Raw genomic sequence first — 21,303 nt, 5'->3', positions numbered from 1 at the left:
CCCGGTCCGTTCGCGGGCCGGGGAGGAAAGGCGTCACGAGACAGGAGCATTCGACATGCCCCAGCCCAGCAAGGGCCCGCGGCTCGGGGGTTCCCCCGACCACCAGAAGCTGATGCTGGCCAACCTGGCCACGTCGCTCTTCACCCACGGCCGCATCCACACCACGCGGGCCAAGGCCGACCGGCTGCGCCCGTACGCGGAGCGGCTGATCACCAAGGCCAAGAAGGGCGACCTGCACAACCGGCGTCTCATCCAGGAGCAGATCCGGGACAAGGACGTCGTGCACCGTCTGCTCGCCGAGATCGGCCCGTTCTTCGCCGACCGGCCCGGTGGCTACACGCGCATCGTGAAGACGCTGCCGCGCCGGGGCGACAACGCGCCCATGGCGGTCATCGAGCTGGTGAACGAGCGCACGGCCAGCGCGGAGGCCTCCCAGGCCACCCGCGTCGCGGCCCCGCCGACGTCCCCGTCGGGCCCGGGCGCCGAGGTCGGTGACACCGCGACCGGTGCCGCCGCCACGGCGGCCTCCATCGCGGCGGCCGAGAGCGGCGAGGAGACCTCCGCGCCGGAGGTCCCCGAGGCCGAGGCCGCGGCGGCCGAGGACACCGCCTCCGAGGACACGACCGAGTCGTCGGCGGCCGCCGACGACGACGTGCCCGAGGACATGGCCGACAATGCGGCGGCCAGCGCGGGTCTCGAGACCTCCGGTTCGGACTCGGACTCGGACTCGAAGGACTCGGACAAGTCCTGACCCCGCACGACCCCCACGAGCCCGCCGTCGACCCCGACGGCGGGCTCGTGGTGTCTCCGGGCCCGACCCGGCGGTACCGGATCGACCTGGCCTACGACGGCACGGACTTCTCGGGCTGGGCGCGCCAGCCGGAGCTGCGCACGGTGCAGGGCGTCCTCGAGGAGACGCTGTCGACGATCTGGCGGGTGCCGGTCGCGCTGACCGTCGCCGGGCGCACCGACGCCGGCGTGCACGCCGACGCGCAGGTCTGCCACGTCGACCTGCCCGCCGGGGTGGAGCTCCATCCCGGTCTGATCGGCCGGCTGGCGCGGATGCTGCCGGCCGACGTGCGGGTGCGCGCGGTGACGCCGGCGCCCGACGGCTTCGACGCGCGGTTCTCCGCGATGCGCCGCCACTACGCGTACCGCGTCAGCACCGCCCCGTGGGGGCCCGAGCCGCTGCGCGCGCGCGACACCCTGCGCTGGCCACGGCCCCTCGACGTCGACGCGATGAACACTGCCGGTGCCGCGATGCTCGGCGAGCACGACTTCGCGGCCTACTGCCGTCCCCGCGCCGGCGCGACCACCGTGCGCGAGCTGCAGCACCTGCGTTGGGACGCGGAGCCCGGCGAGCCCGACGTCCTCGTCGCCCGGCTGAGCGCCGACGCGTTCTGCCACTCGATGGTCCGCTCCGTCGTCGGCGCGCTGCTCGCCGTGGGCGAGGGCCGGCGGCCCGTCGAGTGGCCCGCGGCGCTGCTCGCGGCGCGCGCGCGGTCGAGCGAGGTCACCGTCGTCGCCGCCCGGGGGCTGCGGCTGACCGGGGTCGACTACCCGGACGCCGCGGACCTCGCGGACCGCGCCGCGCGGACGCGGCGTCGTCGTGACGAGGTGTGAGTGTCGATCGATAGGTGTCAGCGAAGTGCCGTCGCAGACACTGGGTGTCCGTATCGGTACTTCGATCATCGGGACCAGAGCTCAGCCGCCGCTGCCGTAGGGCCGGGTGAGGATCTCGAGGTTGTGGCCCTCGGGGGAGTCGAAGTAGGCGCCCCGGCCGCCGTCGTTCGTGTTGTGGCCCGAGCGCCGGTGACCGGGGTCGGCGTAGGTGGGCACGCCCCGGTCCTGCAGGCGGGCGGCGATGACCGCGAACTCGTCGTCGGGGACGAGGAAGGCGTAGTGCTGCGGGTGCGGGTCGTCGACGTTCATGAAGTCCAGGCTCGTGCCGTGGGCGACCTCGACGACGGTGAACGGCCCGAAGTGGACGGGCGCGGGCAGACCGAGGACCTCGGCGAGCCAGGCCGCACCGGCGTCCTGGTCCCGGGTCTCGACGATGGTGTGGTTCAGCTCGATGGGCATGACGTCGAGGGTCCGACCTCGAGGGCGGTCGAGGTCAAGCCCCGGTCAGCCCCCGGCCGCCACCTCGACGGTCCCGCCGTCGACGCGGCAGGGCAGCGCGACCAGGTGGCAGTCGCCGGGGTCGATCCCGCGGCCGGTGGCCACGTCGAAGGTGTAGCGGTGGTTCGCGCAGGTGAGGACGCCGCCGACGAGCGTCCCGCGCTCGAGCGGCCAGGCCCGGTGCGGGCAGCGGTTGTCGTACGCGCGCACCTCGCCGTCGACGCGGACCAGCAGCACCCGCCGGCCGCCGACCATGACCGCGATCATCCTGCCCTCGGGCAGGTCCGCGACGGCCAGGACCGGGCTGAACGTGTCGTCCATCGTGTCTCCTCGCCGGGCTAGTCACCCCGGCGCACCGGGCCCAGGATCGCGCTCTCGCGGGGGCCGGTGACGAGGTCGACGCGACGCCAGAGGTTGCGCCCGAGCACCACGATGCCGCGATCGGGGAGGGTCCGCAGGGTCTCGGTCATCGCCGGCGTGAGTCGCCACAGCCGCCCGGCGAGCTCGGCCTCGTGCGGGGGCAGGCGCTGGATGAGGACGAGGTCGGCGTCGTCGGCCAGGTCGGACACCGCGGGCACGAGCGACGGCAGGACGACCAGCGTCGTCTGCCGCGGACGTCGCGCCGGTGCGGGACCCCGCGCCGTCGCGCCCCGGTCGTAGACGACGAGCAGGGGCTCGCCCCCGGCGGCGAGGTCGGCGGGGGGCTCGCGCACGACGCGGACGGGGACGGCCGGGTCGTCGGCGGCCGGGTCGTCGGCGTCAGCGGCCTCGGCGCCGGACACGCTTCCCGCGCGCCGGACCGCGTCCCACACCGGCGGGCGCCCGGTGACGACCACGGCGCGCGTGCCGGTGCCGACCGCGCGCAGCGTCACCTGGCGGGCGAGGTAGAGCCCGCCGAGGAGGACGACGCGCGTGGGGGCGGGGCGCACGAGGGTGACGGCGACCGGCTCGCCGTCCGCGTCGGCGCCGAGGACGACGCCCGCCGGCCGCACGGGCGGACCGAGGGCGTCGAGCATCTCCGGCGGCACCGAGAACGTCGGCGCGAGCTCCGGGTCCGCGCGGGTGGGGGCGACGCGGCCCGCGGCGCCCGGCGTCGTCACGGCGCCACCCCGAGCGGGAGCGTCGCGGCGAGCCCGGCGGCGTGCTGGCCGTCGAGCGGGTCGAGGGTCATTCCGAGGGCGTGCCCGCGGGCGACCAGCTCGCGGCCGGCCTCCTCGAGCGCGTCCGGGGTGTCGGCGGTGAGGCGCACGGTGCCGCGCAGCCCGACGGTCGCCGGCGCGCTCCCGTCCGCCCGCGGGTCGGGCTCGAGGGTCAGGGCGAGCGTGCAGGTGCGCGCCGCCGTCGCCGTGAGGGCGGTCAGGCGCTCCGGGGCGTCCGCGGCCGGCCAGCACGTCACGGCGTGCGCCGCGTGCCCGACCTCGCCGACGACGACGGCGCGCCAGTGCTCCCGGAGGCGCTCTGGCCCGCCCGGGGTGTCGGAGACCTCGAGGCCGGACTCCAGGACCTCGTCGACACCGAGCGGGCGGACCGCGGTGCCATGCTCGGCGAGCACCCGCCCGATCCGCGCGAGCGCCCCGACCACGGCCCGGTGCGCCCCGGCGACCCCGCCGCCGCGCTCGGCCACCGCGTCGGGGCAGCGCGAGGGATCGAGCCGCACGACGAGCCACGCGTCCCGGCGCGAGAGCGGCGGCAGGGCGCCGAGGACCTCGCGGTACGCGGCGGCGGCGGGAGTGTCGTCGGCGACCGGACGGCAGTGCCAGAGTGCGCTCACGGCGTCGAGCACGACCCCCCGGTCGGCCAGGCACCCGGCGAGCGACGCCAGCGGGAACGTCGCGGCGCCCGACGAGGCGTCGCCCGCGACGAGGCCGGGCGCGCCGTCGGGGGAGGTCGGGTCGAGCGCGAGGACGGCGCTCCAGCCGCCGCCGTGCCCGAGCATCCCCACCTCGCGGCCGTCGTGGTCGCGGGTGCGCGCGACGGTGAGGTCGCCGGTGAGCAGGCGCAGCGTCCGCAGGCGCGGGTCGGCGTCGGGATCGAGCGGCTCGGATTCGCGCTCGCGGGTCCGGAGCCGGTAGCGCAGCGCCAGCCCGATCCACACGACGAGCCAGCGCCCGCGCACCCGCAGCAGCCCGACGAGGATCGCGGCGGACAGCACGACCCCGGCGAGCGGCAGGAGCCCGCGGTCGACGGCGACGAGCGCCACCGCCAGGGCGAGCCCGACCTCGACGACGACCACACCCGCGAGCGGGACGGGCCCGAGCGAGGGCCCGGACGGCCGGCGCGACACCGACGGTGCCGGGCGGACCGGAGTGACGACGAGGCTCATCGCGCACCACCCCGCCGGCGGCGGACCGCGACGGCGCCCACCGCGAGGACGGCGGCGACGGCACCGACGGCGGCGGTGATCCACCCGCTGCCGGACCCCTCCGTCGGGGGCGCCGGCGGCTCCGGACGGACCTCGGGCCCCGTGCGGGGCGGGCCGCCGCGGATCGCGGCCGCGGCGTCGAGCACCCCGTAGCCGACGGCGTCGTCGCGGACGCCGGGTGCCAGCCCGGGCGGCGGAGTCGCGGAGCGCACGAGCGCGGCGGCGACCTCGCGCGCCGGGGTCTCGGGCGAGCGCTGGCGCAGCAGGGCCGCGGCCGCGGCGACCCGCGCCGCGGCGAAGCTCGTGCCGACCAGCGGCCCCGAGGAGCCGTCGGGCGCGCCGAGGGTCGTGGTGAGGCCGTTGCCGCTCGCTGCGAGCGACGACGGCTCGCGCCCGGGGGCGGCGAGGTCGACCCAGGGTCCGGCGAGCGACGAGGGGTCCGGAGCGCCGGCGTCGTCGACCGCGCCCACGGCGAGCACGTCGTCGCCGAACCATGCGGGCACGGGGACGCTGCGCACCGGCCCACCGGTGTTCGGGGCGCAGGCCGGGCCGGTGTTGCCCGCGGCGGCGACCACGACGACACCCCGGTCGACCGCCTCGCGGACGGCGGCGCGCAGGGCCCCGAGCGCGGGCGCGTCGGACGGGTCGGCGACCTCGGCGGGCGTACGGCAGGCGGTCAGGGCGAGGGTGAGCACCCCGACGCCCGGGGTGTCCGCGGCGTGCCGGACGGCCCGGGCGAGGCTGGTGACGTCGCCGACCCCGGCGCGGCCGTCGACGCCGAAGAAGGCGCTGGTCTGGCGGACGGCGAGCACGCGGACGGCAGGTGCCCGGCCCACCACCAGGTCGTCGGGGGCGGGGCTGGCGGCGATCACCCCGGCCACGGCGGTGCCGTGCCCGTCGCAGTCGTCGAGGCCGGAGGTGCCGGCCACGAAGTCGCCACCGTCGACGATGCGGCCCGCGAGCCGGGGGTGGGCGGCGACGCCGGTGTCGACGACGGCGACCAGCTGGCCCTCGCCGCGGCCGCCCACCCAGGCGTCCGCGGGGTCGGGGCCCGGCGGGAGGTCGCCGAACCCGGTGCCCGACGGCGGGGTCGGCGAAGGGCAGGGGGCGTCGCGGCGCGCGCCGGGCACGCCGTCCGGGGCGGCGTCGAGGGCGTCGAGGGCCGCGCGGTCCGGCGCGGGGGGCGTCGGGGCGCTGGAGGGGGCGTCGACGGGATCGGCGGCCCCGGCGGGCGCGGCGCTCAGCACGACCGTGAGCACGGTGAGGACGACGGCGACACCGGCGCCGGCGAGCGTGCGCGTCACAGGAGCCGCATCGCCGTGTACAGGTCCATGACGGCCAGCGCCACGGGCAGCACGGCCGCGATCCCGAGGGCCTCCGCGATGTCGACGGCCCGCCGGGCCACCGGGGAGAACCGCCGCCGGGGCACCACGGCGCCGAGCACGAACGCGCCCGCGCCGGCGGCGAGGGCGACCGCCGGCACGGCCAGCATCGCGACGGGCGGCGGGGCGACGAGCAGCCAGCCCACGACCAGCCCTGCACCCGCGAGCAGCGCGCAGACGAGCAGGGCCACGGCCTGGACGCCGTTGGCGTAGGTGCGCGAGCGCAGGCCGAGCAGGAGCGTCAGCAGGACCGCGAGCGCCCAGCCGGCGACACCCCGCCAGCCGCCCACCGGCGCGAGCGCGAGCACGGTGACGGCGCCCGCGGTGACGGCGCCGCATCCGAGGACCAGGCCGGAGAGGGCGGCGTGGGCGCGATCGGCGCGTCGTTCGATGTCGGCGTGCTCGGCGACACCGGGGTCCTCGGCGAGCTCGTCGGCCGACGCCGGGACGCGGGGCAGGGGGAGGCGGGCGAGCGCGATCCCGGTGCGCGGGAGCAGGGCGGAGGCGACGAGGGCGAGCGCGCCGACCCCGGCGGCGATGCCCGCGGCGTCGCCCGCGTCGGCGACGGTGGCGATGCCCGTGGGCAGGGCGATGAGCACCGCCGCGGTGAGGGCGCCGAGCAGGGCGGCGACGCCGGTGCGCCCGGCCCGGCCGAGTGCCAGGAGCGAGGCGGCGGCGACGGCCGCGGCGAGGACCGCGCCGAGCAGCAGCTGCGGGGCCCCGGCCGTCGCGGCCAGCGAGGCGGCGGGGCCGGCGGGGGCGGCGGCTCCCCATGGCACCACGGCGACGCCCGCCACCCCCGCGAGGGCCACGGCACCGATGGCGAGGACCGATCCGGCGGCCGTGCCGTCGACCACCCGGGTGCACACCGCCGCCGCCGCGAGCGCCCCGAGGGCGGCGACGCCGGCCACCGCGGCCGTGCCCAGCCCTCCGGCGGTGCCCGGGCCCCGACCGGCGACGACGAACGCGAGGACCGCGCCCACGAGCCCGAGCGCCAGCCCGCAGAGCCCGAGGACGCCCGCGAGCCCCGGCCCCCACGCCCGGTAGCTCGGCGGCGTGGCCTCGGCGACGGCGTCGACGACGTCGTCGAACAGCGGTGGCGGCGCCGCGTCGGCCCGGCGTCGCAGCACGAGCTGGTCGCCGTCGAGGACACCGAGGGAGGCGAGCGTGCGCGACGGGTCGACCGGGCCCTGCCCGAGCGGGGCGAGCGTCCAGGCGCCGCCCCGCGCGCCGGCGGCCGGCTCGCCGGTCATGTCCAGCAGCGCCGGCAGCAGGTCGGCCAGCGGGACGTCGGGAGGCAGGGCGACGTCGACCCGCGTGCGGGGCGCGAGGACCGACACCCGGCTCGCGGCCGTGACCGGCGCCGCCGACCCCGCGGACCCCACGGGCAAGGAGGCGCGGGCCCCGTCGCCGGCGGCCTCCGGCAGCGCGCGACCCGGGCGGGCGGTGTCCGTCATGCGCTCCTCCCGGCTCTCGGCGACCGTCGGTTCGGGGATCTTGTCATCGGCGCCGTCCGGGACCGTCCGGAGGTTCGCCGAGACGGACCCGGCGCGGGCCGCGGCTCCTTAGTATGGCCGGACCGCGAGGGCCGGGTGGTGCATTCGGAGGATGGGGGGCGACCGGTGGGCACACGGGTCTTCCGGCGCGCGGCGCGCCCGGCGCCCCCGGAGGTGCCGTCGGGCGAGGTCCATCTCGAGGCCCCGCCGGAGATCCCCCGCGCGGTGCCGACGTCCCCGTTGCTGCGGCTGTTGCCGCTGCTCATGGTGCTCGGCTCGCTCGGGTTCGTCGTCGTCATCGGCGTCGACAACCCCACCTCGTGGCTCTTCGGCGGGATGTTCGCGCTCTCGACCATCGGCATGGTGGCCGGTGGCGCGACGCGCGGCGGCGGGCAGCGCCGGGCGGAGGCGGACGAGGACCGCAAGGACTACCTGCGCTACCTCGCGCAGATGCGCCGGCGGGCCCGCGAGACGGCGGTCGACCAGCGGCGCGCTCTCGAGTGGACCCATCCCGAGCCGACGAGGCTCGTCGGTCTCGCGCGCGGCCCGCGGATGTGGGAGCGCCGCCCGTCCGACCCGGACTTCGCGCACTTGCGCGTCGGCCGCGGCTCCCAGCGACTCGCCACCGCCCTCGTCCCGCCGCAGACCGGTCCCGTCGACGATCTCGAGCCGGTGTCGACGGTGGCCCTGCGCCGCTTCGTGCGCACCCACTCGATCGTCCCGGATCTGCCCACCGCGGTGTCGTTGCGCGCGTTCGCGTCGGTGGGCGTCACCGGGGGCGACGCGGCGGCCCGTCGCGGGCTCGTGCGGGCGCTGCTCGCGCAGCTCGTGACGTTCCACAGCCCCGAGGACCTCGTGGTCGCCGTGGCCGCGACGGGGCCGGCCCGCGGGGAGTGGGAGTGGGTCAAGTGGCTCCCGCACGTCGCGCACCCGCGGCTCTCGGACGGGGCCGGGCCGGTGCGGATGGTGACGTCCTCGCTGGCCGCCGTGGAGTCGTGGCTGGCCCCGGAGCTCGCCGGGCGGGGCCGGTTCACCCGGGGCGCCGCGCCGGCCGCCGACACCCGGCACGTGGTCGTCGTGCTCGAGGACGCCGAGGTCACGCGCTCCGAGCAGGTCGTGCTCGAGGAGGGTCTGGCCGGCGTCACCCTGATCGACCTGTCGGACTCGCTCGGCACGCTGACCGCGCGCCGGGGCCTCGGGCTGGTCCTGGGGGAGGGTGGGGAGGACACGGCCGAGGGCCGCATCGGGGCCCGGGGCCAGCAGGGCGTCGAGTGGTTCGGCCGTCCCGACACCCTCGGCGGCGCCGAGGCCGAGGCGCTCGCGCGGCGGCTCGCGCCCTGTCGCCCGCCCGCGGCCGGCGCGCACGACGAGGAGCCGCTGCTGACCAGCCCCGGCATCCTCGAGCTGCTCGGCGTCGACGGGGAGCCCGACACGTTCGACGTCACCGCGGCCTGGCGTCCGCGCCCGGTGCGCGACCGGCTGCGGGTGCCGTTCGGGGTCTCGGCCGACGGCGAGCCGGTGGAGCTCGACATCAAGGAGGCCGCCCAGGAGGGGATGGGCCCGCACGGGCTGTGCGTCGGGGCCACCGGGTCGGGCAAGTCCGAGCTGCTGCGGACCCTCGTGCTCGGGCTGATCACGACGCACTCGTCCGAGGCGCTCAACCTCGTGCTCGTCGACTTCAAGGGCGGCGCGACGTTCGCCGGGCTCGCCGGCGCGCCGCACGTCGCCGCGGTGATCACCAACCTCGCCGACGACCTGAGCCTCGTCGACCGCATGCAGGACGCGCTGGCGGGCGAGATGCAGCGCCGCCAGGAGAAGCTGCGCGCCGCGGGCAACCTCGCCAACGTCGGCGAGTACGAGCGCGCCCGGGAGAACGGCGCGCCGCTGGAGCCGTTGCCGACCCTGTTCGTCGTCGTCGACGAGTTCTCCGAGCTGCTGAGCCAGAAGCCCGACTTCGCGGAGCTGTTCGTCGCGATCGGGCGGCTGGGCCGCTCGTTGCCGATGCACCTGCTGCTCGCCTCGCAGCGCCTCGAGGAGGGACGGCTGCGGGGGCTCGACTCGCACCTATCCTACCGCATCGGGCTCAAGACGTTCTCGCCGTCGGACTCGCGTGCCGTGCTCGGCGTCCCGGACGCGGCGGAGCTCCCGCCGGTGCCGGGCTCGGGCTACCTCAAGGTCGAGTCGTCGACGATGACCCGGTTCAAGGCCGGGTACGTGTCGGCGCCGTACCGCTCGGCCGAGCCCGCGCCGCCCGACCCCTCCCCGGTGCCCCGCGAGATGCGCCCGCGCCCCTTCACCGCGGGCTGGGTGGAGCCCGGCGCGGTGCTCGAGGGGGGCCACGCCCCGGCCGGCGGGCCGCCCGCGGTGATCGGCCCGCACGGCCCCTCGGCCCCGCGCGGGGCGGGGACGCCGTCGGTGCTCGACGTCGTCGTCGAACGGCTGCGCGGCCAGGGCCCGCCCGCGCACGAGGTGTGGCTGCCGCCGCTGGCCGACCCGTCCACGCTCGACGCGCTGCTGCCGCCCCTGACCGCCACCCCGGACCGCGGGCTCACCGCGCCCGGCTTCCCCGCCAACGGGCAGCTCGCGGTGCCGGTGGGCGTCGTCGACCGCCCCTACGACCAACGTCGCGACGTGCTGTGGGCAGAGCTCGCCGGTGCGGCGGGGCACGTGGTGGTCGCCGGCGGGCCGCAGTCGGGCAAGTCGACGCTGCTGCGCACGCTCGTCGCCGGGGCCGCGCTGACCCACACGCCGGCCGAGGTGCAGTTCTACGCGGTGGACCTCGGCGGCGGCACGCTGTCCGGGCTGGCGGGGCTGCCGCACGTCGGCACGGTCGCGGGACGCGGCGAGCCCGAGCTCGTGCGGCGCACCGTGGCGGAGGTGACCGCGCTGCTCGCGGGGCGGGAGCGCTGGTTCCGGGAGGCCGGCGTCGAGTCGATGGCCGACCTGCGGGCCCGGCGCCGCCGCGGCGAGCTCGCGCCCGGCACGGGCGGCAGCGACATGCTCGGCGACGTCTTCCTCGTCGTCGACGGCTGGCACGCCTTCCGGAGCGAGCACGAGGGCCTCGAGCAGACGGTGATCTCGCTGGCGACGGGCGGGCTCTCGTACGGGGTGCACGTCGTGATCACGGCGAGCCGGTGGGCGGAGCTGCGGCCCGCGCTCAAGGACCTGCTCGGCACCCGCTTCGAGCTGCGGCTCGGCGACCCTTCGGAGTCCGAGGTCGACCGCCGCGTCGCCGCCGTCGTGCCGTCGGGGCGGCCGGGGCGCGGGCTCTCGCCGGACAAGCGCCACGTCCTCACCGCCCTGCCGCGTCTCGACGGGGTCGCCGACACGGCCGACCTCGGGCGCGCCACCGGCGAGCTCGTCGCCCGCGTCGCGGCGGCCTGGAGCGGCACCGGGGCGCCGCGGGTCCGGCTGCTCCCGGACCGCGTGGGCGTCGAGTCGCTGCCCGGCCCGGACGAGGGCCCGCCGCACCTCCTGCCGCTGGGGCTGTCCGAGGAGCGCCTCGCGCCGGTCCTGCTCGACGTGTCCGCCGACCCCCACTTCGTCTGCTTCGCCGACGCCGAGTCGGGCAAGACGGCGCTGCTGCGGGGGCTGGCCCACCAGATCGTCACGCGGTACCGGCCGGAGCAGGCCCGGCTCGTGATCGTCGACTACCGGCGCTCGTTGCTCGGGGCGGTGGCCAGCGACCACCTCATCTCCTACACGTCGTCGGCCGCGGCGCTGACCCGGGCGCTCGCCGAGCTCGTCGAGTCGCTGCAGCGCCGGCTGCCCGGCCCCGACGTCACCCCCGAGCAGCTGCGGGCGCGCTCGTGGTGGACCGGCCCGGACGTCTTCGTCCTCGTCGACGACTACGACCTCGTCGCCGGCGCCGCGACCAACCCGCTGGCCGTCCTGCTCGACCTGCTGCCCCAGGCCCGCGACGTCGGCCTGCACCTCGTCGTCGCTCGGCGCACGGGCGGGGCGTCCCGCGCGGTGTTCGAGCCGGTGCTCGCCCGCCTGCGCGAGCTCTCGTCGCCCGGGATCGTCATGAGCGGCAGCCGCGACGAGGGCGTGCTGCTGGGCACGGTGCGGCCGGGTCCGCAGCCGCCCGGGCGCGGGTGGCTCGTCGGGCGACGCCACGGGGAGCGCCTCGTGCAGGTCGGGTGGCGTGCCCCGGATCCGCCGATCACGGTCCCGGACGCCGCACCGTGAGCGAGGGCCCGACGGTCGCGATCGATCTCGGGGTGACGACGGTGGCCGCGGCGGTGGACGTGTCGCCGTCGCCCGACCCCGCTGAGGGACGCACTCCCGCGGAGACCGTCGAGCCCGCCGACGTGCCGCTCGATCTCGCCGCCGTGTTCGCCCCCGCCGACGGCACGGCCCTCGCCGTCGGGGCCGCCGCCCGGCGGCTGGCTCCGACCGATCCCTCGCGCTACGAGCCGACGCCGCGCCTGCGGGTCGACGATCCCGACCTCCTGCTCGGCACCCGGGTGGTCGGGATCGCGGAGGCGTGGGGCGCCGTCCTCGCCGGGGCGCTCGAGCGGGCGGGCCCGCTGCTGCGCGGCGACCGGCCGCGCCACCTCGTCCTCACCCACCCGGCCGGTTGGGACGCGGGGCGCCGCGAGGTGCTGCGGCGCGCGGGCTCCGGGCTCGCCGCCGAGCTCACCCTGCTCGCGGAGCCCCTGGCGGCCGCCGCGTACGCCGCATGGATGCGCCCGCGGGAGAGACGTCCCGGACCGATCGCGGTGCTCGACGTCGGGGGGCGCGGCGCCGATGCGTCCGTGCTCGCGCCGGAACCCGGGCGCTGCGGCGGGGCCCGGCTGCTCGCGCGGCGACGGGACGAGCGCTTCGGGGGCGACGACGCCGACGAGCTGCTGCTGGGTCACCTGCTGTCGACGCTCGCGGACGAGCCGACCCCCGAGGACCCGTCGCGTGATGATCCTGCGGCGCGGCGCGACGCCGACCGGGTCCGCGAGGTCGTCGCCGCCACGACCCTCGGCGACCGCCGCCACCGTCAGGTGCTGCTCGACGACGTGCGCGCCGCGAAGGAGCGGCTCTCCGACGCCGAGCAGGCGGCGGTGCCGCTGCCCGGACGGCTCACGGCGGCGTGGCTGTCCCGGGGCGAGCTCACCGAGGTTCTGCGCCCGTCGCTGCGGCGGGTCGTCGACCTGCTCGCCGAGACGCTCGCCGACGCCGGCACCGGCCCGGAGCACCTCGACGGCGTGTGGCTCACCGGCGGCGGCGCCCGGATGCCGCTGCTCGCGGCGCTCGTGCACCGCGAGCTGGGTGTGCCGGCCACCGTGGCCCTCGAGCCGCGGCTGGTCGTGGTGCAGGGCGCGCTCGTCGTGGCGCGGGAGGACGAGGCGTTGCGCGGAGGCGGCGCCGGTGCCGCGGCGTCGCGGGCGGCGGTCGCCGTCGGGGCCGGTGCGGGCCGGTCCTCGTCGTCCGCGCCCCGACCGGCCGCCGGTCCGCTGCTCGACCCCCCGACCGTCGAGCTGCCGCCGGGGGAGCGGGCGTGGCCCCGGGCCGAGCCCGCGAGACCCGACGCCGAGCCGACCGAGGACCTCGGCGATCCCGCGGACACCCCCGCCTGGCTGACGCCGACCTCGTCGGGGTCCGCGGCGCTGCTCCCGGTGCGCCGTGTCGGCGCCACGAACGGGGACGGCGGGGACGACGGGAGCGAGGGCGCCACCGCCCCCGGGGCCTCGCGCCGGCTCCCCGCACGCCGGCCGGGGTCGGCGGGCCCGCCGCGGGGCCCGGTGGGTGTCGGCGCGGTCGTGATCGCGGTGCTGGCGATCCTCGCTCTGGTCACCGGGATCGTCCTGGGCGTGCGGGCCGTGAGCCGCCCGTCCGGCACGCCCACGGTCGTCGGCGGGCAGGTCTTCGTCACCCCGGTCGGGTGGGTCACCGCCGGCGGCGACGCGGCCGCGCGCCGGGTGCTGCTCCGCCCCGCCGGTGCCCCGCGGGGGACCGACCTCGTCGCCGTCCAGGAGAACCCCCTCGACGGCGCCGCTGCCGAGGACCCGGAGCGCGCCCGCGGGCAGCTGGCCGCCCAGTACGAGGCCGCGCGCGCCGCCGGCGATCCCGTGTCGGGCTACGAGGCGCGTGCCGAGTTCGGCGACCGCGAGGTCGCCCGCTACCGCCAGGACCCCGCGCCGGGTGTGCGGGTCGACTGGTTCGTGGTGCTCTCGTCGTCGTCCTCGATGGTCAGCGTGGGGTGCCGACACGCCACGGACGACGCCGGGGCGACGCGGGTCCTCGCGGCCTGCGCGCAGGTCGTCGAGACCCTCGGGCCCGCCGGCTGACCGGGGTCGCGGACCGGGTCCGCGGGTTTCACCAAACGACCACCACGGCCCGCGCCCGCTCGTCATGCTCGATCCGTCAGCAGCACACGGGGCCGGTCGGCCCCCGGACACGGAGGGAGCCGCGGATGGCCGGGCAGTTCGGTACCGAGACCGACGTCATGCTCACCGCCTCGCAGCGGATCCAGGACATCAAGCAGGGCATGCAGGGCCACATGAGCAGCCTGCAGTCGCAGCTCGCGCCCCTGGCGGGCACGTGGCGCGGCCAGGGCTCCGTCGCGTTCCAGGGGCTCATGGCGCGGTGGAACGAGGACGCGACGCGGATCAACACCGCCCTCGACGAGATCGCGGCGAAGATCGGCCAGAGCGGGCGGAACTACGCGGCGTCCGACGAGGACAACCGCCAGGCGTTCTCCCAGCTCGGCGGCACGGGCGGGTCGGGCCCGGCCCCCGGTGCGACGACGCCCGCCTCCGGCGGCGGCCTCGGCCAGTACCTCTGAGACACCCCGCACGTACGAGGACGGAGTTGCCATGAGCAGTGAGATCCGGGTGTCGTTCGGCGACATCGAGGGCGCGCAGGCCAGCATCGGCCGGGGCGCGTCCGCCATCGAGCAGGAGCTGGCCGATCTGGACTCGACGATCGCCCAGCTCGCGGTCTGGGACGGCGCGGCCGCCGACTTCTACCGCCAGCGCCAGCAGCAGATCCGCACGTCCTGGGAGGACATGAAGGGCCTGCTGGCGCAGATCGGCACGCGCACCGGCACGGTCAACGCGAACTACCAGAACACCGAGAACCAGGTGAGGAACATGTTCACCTGACGGCGGCTCCGCGGGGACGACCAGCGGCGAGGGGGTGGTCGCCGTCGTCGACGGCCGCACGCGTACTCTGGACGACTGATGCGCGGTGCATGTCCCGCGCCCGCTCGACCACACCCCGGCCCCGAGCCGACCGCCCAGCCGTCCGTGACGAGGTAGCTTCCGTGCGCACGTTCAGTCCGAAGCCCGGTGACATCGACCGCGCCTGGCACGTCATCGACGCGTCCGACGTCGTCCTCGGCCGCCTGGCCGCCCAGAGCGCCCAGCTGCTGCGGGGCAAGCACAAGCCGACGTACGCGCCGCACGTCGACACCGGCGACTTCGTCGTGATCGTGAACGCGGAGAAGATCGCCCTCACCGGCGGCAAGCGTGACGACAAGATGGTGTACCACCACAGCGGCTTCCCCGGTGGTCTGCGCTCGCGCACGATCGGCGAGGAGCTCGACAGGTTCCCGGCGCGCGTGGTCGAGAAGGCCATCAAGGGCATGCTTCCGCACAACCGCCTCGGCCGCGCCATGGGCAGCAAGCTCAAGGTGTACGCCGGTCCCGAGCACCCCCACGCCGCGCAGAAGCCGGTGCCTTACGAGATTCGACAGGTGAGCCAGTGACCAGCCCCGACGACGCGACCGACCAGCCCGAGGTCAACGACACGGACGCGGCCCAGACGCTCGCCGAAGCTGCGGACCTGCCCGAGGGCGCCGTCGGCGGCACCCCGGTGTCCGCCACGGACGAGCCCGGTGCCGATGACGAGGTCCTGGCCGAGGTCGAGGTGGACGCCGACACCGACGCCGAGACCGACGTCTTCGGTGACGCCGCGCCCGCGCCGGTGTTCGCCCAGATCGACCGCCCCATCCAGACGGTCGGCCGCCGCAAGGAGGCCATCGTCCGCGTCCGCCTCGTGTCGGGCACGGGCCGCATCGTGTGCAACGGGAAGGCCTTCGAGGAGTACTTCCCGAACAAGGTGCACCAGCAGCTCATCCGTGAGCCGCTGGTGATCACCGAGCGCACCGAGCAGTTCGACGTCTTCGCCACCCTCCACGGCGGCGGCACGTCGGGCCAGGCCGGCGCCCTGCGCCTGGGCCTCGCCCGCGCCCTCACCGAGGTCGACCCCGACGACCGTCCGGGCCTCAAGAAGGCCGGCTTCCTCACCCGCGACCCGCGGGCCACGGAGCGCAAGAAGTACGGCCTCAAGAAGGCCCGGAAGGCTCCTCAGTACTCGAAGCGCTGATGGCGCGGCTCTTCGGCACCGACGGTGTCAGAGGGCTGGCCAACGCCGACCTGTCGCCCGAGCTGGCGACGGCGGTCTCCGCGTCGGCCGCGGGCGTGCTCGCCGAGCACGCCCGGGTCGGCGGTCGGCGTGGTGCGGCAGGCAGTCGTCCCCTGGCCGTCGTGGGTCGCGACCCGCGAGCCAGCGGCGAGATGCTCGAGGCGGCCGTCACCGCCGGCCTGAGCGCCGCGGGTGCGGACGTCCTGCGCGTCGGCGTGCTGCCGACGCCCGGTGTCGCATACCTCACCGGCGAGTTCGACGCCGACCTCGGCGTGATGATCTCGGCGTCGCACAACCCGATGCCCGACAACGGCATCAAGCTCTTCGCTGCCGGCGGGCACAAGCTGCCCGACGCCGTCGAGGACGAGATCGAGGCGCACGTCCGCGAGGGTCACGCCACGCCGCGTCCCACCGGCCGTGACATCGGGCGGGTGCGCGACGTCCCCGACGCTCTCGAGCGCTACGTGGCCCACCTCGCCTCGGCCACGCCGACGCCGCTGACGGGGCTGCACGTGGTCGTCGACTGCGCGCACGGCGCCGCCTCGCAGGCCGCGCCCCGCGCGTACGCCGCGGCCGGTGCCCGGGTGACGGCGCTGCACGCGGACCCCGACGGCTGGAACATCAACGACGGCGTCGGCTCCACGCACATGGACGTCCTCACGCGCGCGGTCGTGGCCGAGGGTGCCGACCTGGGGATCGCCCACGACGGCGACGCCGACCGGTGCCTGGCCGTGGCGGCCGACGGCTCCGTCGTCGACGGCGACCAGATCCTCGCGATCCTCGCGCTCGACATGCACGAGCGCGGCGAGCTCGCGGCCGACACCCTCGTCGTCACCGTGATGAGCAACCTCGGCCTGCACCTCGCCATGGCCGACGCCGGGGTCGCGCTGAGGACGACGGCGGTGGGCGACCGCTACGTCCTCGAGGAACTGCGCTCCGGGAGCTTCTCGCTCGGCGGCGAGCAGTCCGGGCACGTCGTGCTCCCGGCGCACGCCACCACGGGCGACGGCCTGCTCACGGCCCTGCGCCTCATGGCGCGCGTGGCGCACACCGGACGCCCGCTCGGCGAGCTCGCCGCGGTGATGACGCGCCTGCCCCAGGTGCTCGTCAACGTGCCCGTCGCCGACAAGGCCGCCGTGGGCGCCTCGACGGAGGTGGCCGACGCCGTCGCCGCCGCCGAGGCCGAGCTCGCCGGTCGGGGCCGGGTGCTGCTGCGCCCCTCGGGCACCGAGCAGCTCGTCCGCGTGATGGTCGAGGCGCCGACGCAGGTGGTGGCCGGCCAGGTCGCCGACCGGCTCGCGGGGCTCGTCTCCAACGTCCGCTGACGGCCTCCGCCGACGACCCTCCGCGGACGACCCCCGACGACCGCCTGACGCCCGCCTGACGACACAGCGCCACCGGCCTACGACGCTCGGTGTCGCCGCGCCCACCGGGGCGGGGGCGGGGCCGGGTTCGCGCTCCTCGGCGGTCGGTCAGGCGTTAACCTGACGGCGGTCCCGCGCCCCGGCGTCATCGCCGACCGGGACGGGACGGTGTCGGCACCCCGCGCGTGCGGGCCGGACGCGGAGGACGCGGATGGACTCGATCCCGCCCCCGCACGGCCCGGCCCGGCACCTCGAGGACCTCGTCGCGGGTCTCGACGAGGACGCCGCCGAGGACGACGGCCCGCCGCCGGACCTCCCCGAGGTCGTCGAAGCCGTGACGGGACGCGCGCGCGACCTCCACGAGCTGGCCGACCGGCTCAGCGCCGAGCACGGCGAGCCCGGCCGGGTCGGCGAGGCCGGCACGCTCTCGGCCGTCGCGCTCCTGCGGGCCCACGCCGGCGCGGTCGACGACCTGGCGGAGCACCTGCTCAGCGCCGGATCGGGCGACGGTCCCGGCGACGACACGGGCCCCCAGGGCCCCGGACCGCGCGGGGTGCCGCGCAGCGCCGGGTGACCCGCCCCGACCGCCCGCTCCGGCTCGTCGGAGAGGCCGGCCCGGTCGACGTCACGGGGCCGTCCCGCGCGGCCCTCTTCGGCGCCGTCGACGCCGCGGTCGGCGTGCTGGCCACCCACCTCACCCGCTGGGCGGCGCTGCCGCCGTGCTGGCGGGGCATCCCCGCCGGCCCGGACACCGACCCGGCCACCGTGCGGCGCGCCGGCGCCGAGGCCCGCGAGCTCCCGGACCCGGCAGCCCTCGCCGCGCAGGCGGAGGCGCTGCGCGAGGCGGCGACGCAGGTGCGCCGCCAGCACGTCGACACGGCCGAGGACCTCGGGCCGCTGTGGGACACGTGGGCGGGTCCGTCGGCGGACGCCGTGCAGAAGCGGGTGTCGGCGCTGGCGCGCTCCGCACACGGCCTCGTGGGCGAGCTGGGGGACACCGCGGACGTCTTCGAGGTGGCGGCGGCCACTGTCGCGGCCGCGGCGCGCGACCTCGCGGCGGGCGCGGCCGCCGTCCGGCCCGCCGATCCCGTGGGCGGCCTGCACCCGGCCCAGGTCGACGCCCTGCTGGCCGCAGCGCGGGCCGACCCGTCGGCGGAGCCCCGGCTGCGGGCCTGGGCCGCCGACCTCGAGGAGCGCCTGCGTGTCTTCCTCGCCGCCGCCGCGCGCAGCCGTGCCGCCGGACGCGAGGCCGGCGCGCGGGTGCGCGAGCGCCTCGCGGCGGGCGGGGGCGACCCGCTCAGGCCGAGTGGACCTCGGTCCCCTTGACGGGGCCGTCGAACGCCGCGGCGTAGCGCCCGTCGCCGTTCAGCCGGTGCAGCAGGAACCCGGTGAGCAGCGCCTTCACGAGGCTCCGCGTCGCCGCCTCGCCCTTCCCGTCGAGCAGGATGTCGCTCCAGTGCCGCCCCTCGAGCAGGCCGAGGTGGGTGGCCTTCTTGATCGTGCGCAGCGAGGACTCGCCGCCCCAGTTCTGCTCGACCAGATCGGCACCCGCCGCGGGCGGCGACACGAGGTCCTTGCCGAAGCCGAGGTGCATGCCGGGCAGGTGCACGGCGCGGGCGGCGTCGACCGCCGACGGCTTCGTGTCGGTCAGGGCGATGGTGGCGACGGCCTGGACCGCGACGCCGTGACCCACCTCCCAGTACGGCTCGCCGACCGCCTGCACCTGGGTGTCGGCCGCGGGCACCGCCGCGGCGAGGACGGCCGAGCCCGCGCCCATGCCGTGCCCGGCGAGGCCGAGCTTGCCCGGGTCGACGCTCACGGCGGCGCCGCGGGCGCTGCCGCCCAGCCGCACACCCGAGCAGACGCCGAGGGCGGTGCGCAGATCGTGGGCGAGGGCACGGTGCGAGCCGATCGGGCTGCGCTGGGTGTCCGGGGCCGCCGCGACGATCCCCCAGCTCGCGAGATGCCGGAGCAGCCCGAAGTAGCGGGAGGCCGGCTGCAGCCAGTCGTGCGCGAAGGCCACGGCCGGCAGGCCGGTGCCCGTGGCGGGGGTGAACACCGCTCCGGGCAGGCCCACCAGCGCGAGCTCTCCGCGCAGCACGGGGTACGGGCCGGGCCGCGAGAGCTCGGCGACCACGGCCTTCGGCGCCAGGGCCTTCCCACCGATCACGCTCGCCATGGCCCGGGAACCTATCGGAGCGGGCCCGTCACGGCCCGTCGTGACCCCCGGGAGGGTCGTGCACCCGCAGGGGCCGCGAGCGGGCGCGTCTACCCTGAGGCCCGTGTGCGGGATCGTGGGATACGTCGGCTGGCGCGGAGCCCAAGAGGTCCTCGTCAATGGTCTGAGACGACTGGAGTACCGCGGGTACGACTCCGCGGGGGTCTCCGTCGTCGACGGGACGGGGTCGCTCGAGGTGCACCGGGCGGCCGGACCGCTCGACAACCTCGTCGCGGTCCTGCCCGAGGGCGGGGCGTCGGACGAGCCCACCGGGCGCGGTGGGACCACCGGGATGGGTCACACCCGCTGGGCCACCCACGGGCCGCCGACCGACCGCAACGCCCACCCGCACCAGGACGCCACCGGCAAGGTCGCGGTCGTCCACAACGGCATCATCGAGAACTTCGCCGCGCTGCGCGCCGAGCTCGAGTCCGAGGGCGTCGAGCTGGCCAGCGACACCGACACCGAGGTCGCGGCCCACCTCGTCGCGCGGGCGTTCGACGCCGAGCCGGGCGCGGGGCTCACGGGTGCCGTGCGCGCCGTCGTGGCGCGTCTCGAGGGCGCGTTCACGCTGGTGTTCACCCACGCCGACCGGCCCGACGAGATCGTCGCCGCCCGGCGCTCCTCGCCGCTGGTGGTCGGCGTCGGCGAGGGCGAGATGTTCGTCGCCTCCGACGTCGCCGCGTTCATCGACCACACCCGCGAGGCGGTCGAGCTCGGTCAGGACCAGATCGTCACGCTGACCCGCGACGGCGCGGTCGTCACCGACTTCCACGGCGACACCGCCAAGACCCGCCCCTTCCACGTCGACTGGGACATCGCCGCCGCCGAGAAGGGCGGCCACGACTTCTTCATGCTGAAGGAGATCGAGGAGCAGCCGACCGCGCTGGCCGACACCCTGCGCGGGCACCTCGTCGACGGCCGCATCGTGCTCGACGAGCAGCGCCTCTCCGACCAGGAGCTGCGCGACATCGACAAGGTGTTCGTGGTCGCCTGCGGCACGGCCTACCACGCGGGCCTGCTCGCGAAGTACGCGATCGAGCACTGGTGCCGCATCCCCGTCGAGGTCGAGGTGGCCAGCGAGTTCCGCTACCGCGACCCCGTGCTCGACCGCTCCACGCTCGTCGTCGCGATCTCCCAGTCGGGCGAGACCGCGGACACGCTGGAGGCCGTGCGCCACGCCCGCGACCAGAAGGCCCGGGTGCTCGCGATCTGCAACACCAACGGCGCCCAGATCCCGCGCGAGTCCGACGCCGTGCTCTACACCCACGCCGGCCCCGAGGTCGGTGTCGCGGCGACGAAGACGTTCACCGCGCAGGTCGTCGCCTGCTACCTCGTCGGCCTCGCGCTGGCGCAGACGTTCGGCACGAAGTACGCCGACGAGGTCGCCCGCGAGTACGCCGAGCTCGAGTCGAGCACCGACGCCGTGGCCCGCGTGCTGCAGACAGTGGTCGAGCCGACCCGCGCGCTGGCGCGCGAGCTCTCCGCCTCGAAGGCGGTGCTCTTCCTGGGCCGTCACGTCGGCTTCCCGGTGGCCCTCGAGGGCGCGCTCAAGCTCAAGGAGCTCGCCTACATGCACGCCGAGGGCTTCGCGGCCGGCGAGCTCAAGCACGGCCCGATCGCGCTGATCGAGCAGGACCTGCCCGTCGTGGTGGTCATGCCCTCGCCCAAGGGGCGCGCGATCCTGCACCAGAAGCTGCTCTCGAACATCCGCGAGATCCAGGCCCGCGGGGCCCGCACGATCGTCGTGGCGGAGGAGGGCGACGAGACGGTGCGCCCGTTCGCCGAGCACCTCATCGAGGTCCCGGCGGTGTCCACCCTGCTCCAGCCGCTCGTGGCGAGCGTGCCGCTGCAGGTCTTCGCCGCCGAGGTCGCCCGCGCTCGCGGCTACGACGTCGACAAGCCCCGCAACCTCGCGAAGTCCGTCACCGTCGAGTAGTCCTATGTGCGTGATCTTCTGAGCTGTAGCTCAGAGGATCACGCACGTACGGCGGAG

The 21,303-nt window shown here is 77.0% G+C and carries 19 protein-coding genes; 12 read left to right on the top strand and 7 right to left on the bottom strand.

What is annotated here, in order from left to right:
* Positions 1-55: 55 nt before the first annotated feature.
* On the top strand, positions 56-751 hold the full coding sequence (gene rplQ, locus PH189_RS20815; protein ID WP_274190742.1) for a 50S ribosomal protein L17: 696 nt from the start codon (positions 56-58) through the stop codon (positions 749-751).
* A gap of 47 nt (positions 752-798) precedes the next feature.
* Complete coding sequence (truA, locus tag PH189_RS20810; RefSeq protein ID WP_274190741.1) at positions 799-1,623, top strand: tRNA pseudouridine(38-40) synthase TruA; 825 nt, start codon at positions 799-801, stop codon at positions 1,621-1,623.
* A gap of 81 nt (positions 1,624-1,704) precedes the next feature.
* Here the strand turns inward: truA and PH189_RS20805 are convergent, their stop codons facing one another.
* The 6 genes from PH189_RS20805 to eccD form a co-directional block, all read right to left on the bottom strand.
* Entirely contained in the window at positions 1,705-2,082 is a 378-nt protein-coding gene (locus tag PH189_RS20805) for a VOC family protein (RefSeq protein WP_274190740.1), read from the bottom strand.
* Positions 2,083-2,127: 45 nt separating this feature from the next.
* A complete protein-coding gene (locus tag PH189_RS20800; RefSeq protein ID WP_274190739.1) occupies positions 2,128-2,442 on the bottom strand; it encodes a Rieske (2Fe-2S) protein in 315 nt (104 codons plus the stop codon).
* A gap of 17 nt (positions 2,443-2,459) precedes the next feature.
* Complete coding sequence (locus PH189_RS20795) at positions 2,460-3,137, bottom strand: hypothetical protein (RefSeq protein ID WP_274190755.1); 678 nt, start codon at positions 3,135-3,137, stop codon at positions 2,460-2,462.
* Between the two features lie 80 nt (positions 3,138-3,217).
* Positions 3,218-4,444, bottom strand: coding sequence for a type VII secretion protein EccE (gene eccE / locus PH189_RS20790; protein WP_274190738.1), 1,227 nt, complete (start codon positions 4,442-4,444; stop codon positions 3,218-3,220).
* Positions 4,441-5,787, bottom strand: coding sequence for a S8 family serine peptidase (locus tag PH189_RS20785; protein WP_274190737.1), 1,347 nt, complete (start codon positions 5,785-5,787; stop codon positions 4,441-4,443). The genes eccE and PH189_RS20785 overlap by 4 nt, the downstream gene beginning before the upstream one ends.
* Positions 5,784-7,322, bottom strand: a complete 1,539-nt coding sequence (eccD, locus tag PH189_RS20780; protein WP_274190736.1) for a type VII secretion integral membrane protein EccD — start codon at positions 7,320-7,322, stop codon at positions 5,784-5,786. Before eccD ends, PH189_RS20785 begins: the two co-directional genes overlap by 4 nt.
* 165 nt (positions 7,323-7,487) lie before the next feature.
* Between eccD and eccCa the strand changes: the two genes are divergently transcribed.
* The 9 genes from eccCa (at position 7,488) to PH189_RS20735 (ending at position 18,415) form a co-directional block, all read left to right on the top strand.
* Complete coding sequence (gene eccCa / locus PH189_RS20775) at positions 7,488-11,552, top strand: type VII secretion protein EccCa (protein WP_274190735.1); 4,065 nt, start codon at positions 7,488-7,490, stop codon at positions 11,550-11,552.
* Entirely contained in the window at positions 11,549-13,645 is a 2,097-nt protein-coding gene (locus tag PH189_RS20770; protein ID WP_274190734.1) for a type VII secretion-associated protein, read from the top strand. Before eccCa ends, PH189_RS20770 begins: the two co-directional genes overlap by 4 nt.
* 125 nt (positions 13,646-13,770) lie before the next feature.
* Positions 13,771-14,142: a WXG100 family type VII secretion target gene (locus PH189_RS20765; RefSeq protein ID WP_274190733.1), complete on the top strand. Its 372-nt coding sequence runs from the start codon at positions 13,771-13,773 to the stop codon at positions 14,140-14,142.
* 31 nt (positions 14,143-14,173) lie between these two features.
* The gene (locus PH189_RS20760) at positions 14,174-14,461 is read left to right on the top strand and encodes a WXG100 family type VII secretion target (protein WP_274190732.1); all 288 of its coding nucleotides are present in this window, start codon (positions 14,174-14,176) and stop codon (positions 14,459-14,461) included.
* Positions 14,462-14,622: 161 nt separating this feature from the next.
* The gene (gene rplM, locus PH189_RS20755) at positions 14,623-15,066 is read left to right on the top strand and encodes a 50S ribosomal protein L13 (RefSeq protein WP_274190731.1); all 444 of its coding nucleotides are present in this window, start codon (positions 14,623-14,625) and stop codon (positions 15,064-15,066) included.
* Positions 15,063-15,686, top strand: a complete 624-nt coding sequence (gene rpsI, locus PH189_RS20750; protein WP_274190730.1) for a 30S ribosomal protein S9 — start codon at positions 15,063-15,065, stop codon at positions 15,684-15,686. Before rplM ends, rpsI begins: the two co-directional genes overlap by 4 nt.
* Positions 15,686-17,050, top strand: coding sequence for a phosphoglucosamine mutase (gene glmM, locus PH189_RS20745; RefSeq protein WP_274190729.1), 1,365 nt, complete (start codon positions 15,686-15,688; stop codon positions 17,048-17,050). The genes rpsI and glmM overlap by 1 nt, the downstream gene beginning before the upstream one ends.
* Positions 17,051-17,300: 250 nt before the next feature.
* Entirely contained in the window at positions 17,301-17,663 is a 363-nt protein-coding gene (locus tag PH189_RS20740; protein WP_274190728.1) for a hypothetical protein, read from the top strand.
* The gene (locus PH189_RS20735; RefSeq protein ID WP_274190727.1) at positions 17,660-18,415 is read left to right on the top strand and encodes a hypothetical protein; all 756 of its coding nucleotides are present in this window, start codon (positions 17,660-17,662) and stop codon (positions 18,413-18,415) included. Before PH189_RS20740 ends, PH189_RS20735 begins: the two co-directional genes overlap by 4 nt.
* Here PH189_RS20735 and PH189_RS20730 read toward each other — a convergent pair.
* Entirely contained in the window at positions 18,387-19,268 is an 882-nt protein-coding gene (locus PH189_RS20730; RefSeq protein WP_274190726.1) for a dienelactone hydrolase family protein, read from the bottom strand. The two genes, PH189_RS20735 and PH189_RS20730, sit on opposite strands and share 29 nt — an antisense overlap.
* 103 nt (positions 19,269-19,371) lie before the next feature.
* On the opposite strand from PH189_RS20730, the gene glmS reads away from it, so the two are divergent.
* Positions 19,372-21,246, top strand: a complete 1,875-nt coding sequence (gene glmS, locus PH189_RS20725; protein ID WP_274190725.1) for a glutamine--fructose-6-phosphate transaminase (isomerizing) — start codon at positions 19,372-19,374, stop codon at positions 21,244-21,246.
* Positions 21,247-21,303: the final 57 nt, after the last annotated feature.

Source organism: Actinomycetospora chibensis, assembly GCF_028737215.1.
Lineage (GTDB): Bacteria > Actinomycetota > Actinomycetes > Mycobacteriales > Pseudonocardiaceae > Actinomycetospora > Actinomycetospora chibensis.
This window is presented reverse-complemented; position numbering and strand designations above follow the sequence as displayed.

Bases quoted from the DNA above. Each gene is read 5' to 3' on its own strand.
- rplQ (WP_274190742.1), top strand. From the start codon at position 56: ATGCCCCAGCCCAGCAAGGGCCCGCGGCTCGGGGGTTCCCCCGACCAC.
- PH189_RS20805 (WP_274190740.1), bottom strand. From the start codon at position 2,082: ATGCCCATCGAGCTGAACCACACCATCGTCGAGACCCGGGACCAGGAC.
- PH189_RS20800 (WP_274190739.1), bottom strand. From the start codon at position 2,442: ATGGACGACACGTTCAGCCCGGTCCTGGCCGTCGCGGACCTGCCCGAG.
- PH189_RS20795 (WP_274190755.1), bottom strand. From the start codon at position 3,137: ATGCTCGACGCCCTCGGTCCGCCCGTGCGGCCGGCGGGCGTCGTCCTC.
- eccE (WP_274190738.1), bottom strand. From the start codon at position 4,444: ATGAGCCTCGTCGTCACTCCGGTCCGCCCGGCACCGTCGGTGTCGCGC.
- eccD (WP_274190736.1), bottom strand. From the start codon at position 7,322: ATGACGGACACCGCCCGCCCGGGTCGCGCGCTGCCGGAGGCCGCCGGC.
- PH189_RS20765 (WP_274190733.1), top strand. From the start codon at position 13,771: ATGGCCGGGCAGTTCGGTACCGAGACCGACGTCATGCTCACCGCCTCG.
- PH189_RS20760 (WP_274190732.1), top strand. From the start codon at position 14,174: ATGAGCAGTGAGATCCGGGTGTCGTTCGGCGACATCGAGGGCGCGCAG.
- glmM (WP_274190729.1), top strand. From the start codon at position 15,686: ATGGCGCGGCTCTTCGGCACCGACGGTGTCAGAGGGCTGGCCAACGCC.
- PH189_RS20740 (WP_274190728.1), top strand. From the start codon at position 17,301: ATGGACTCGATCCCGCCCCCGCACGGCCCGGCCCGGCACCTCGAGGAC.
- PH189_RS20730 (WP_274190726.1), bottom strand. From the start codon at position 19,268: ATGGCGAGCGTGATCGGTGGGAAGGCCCTGGCGCCGAAGGCCGTGGTC.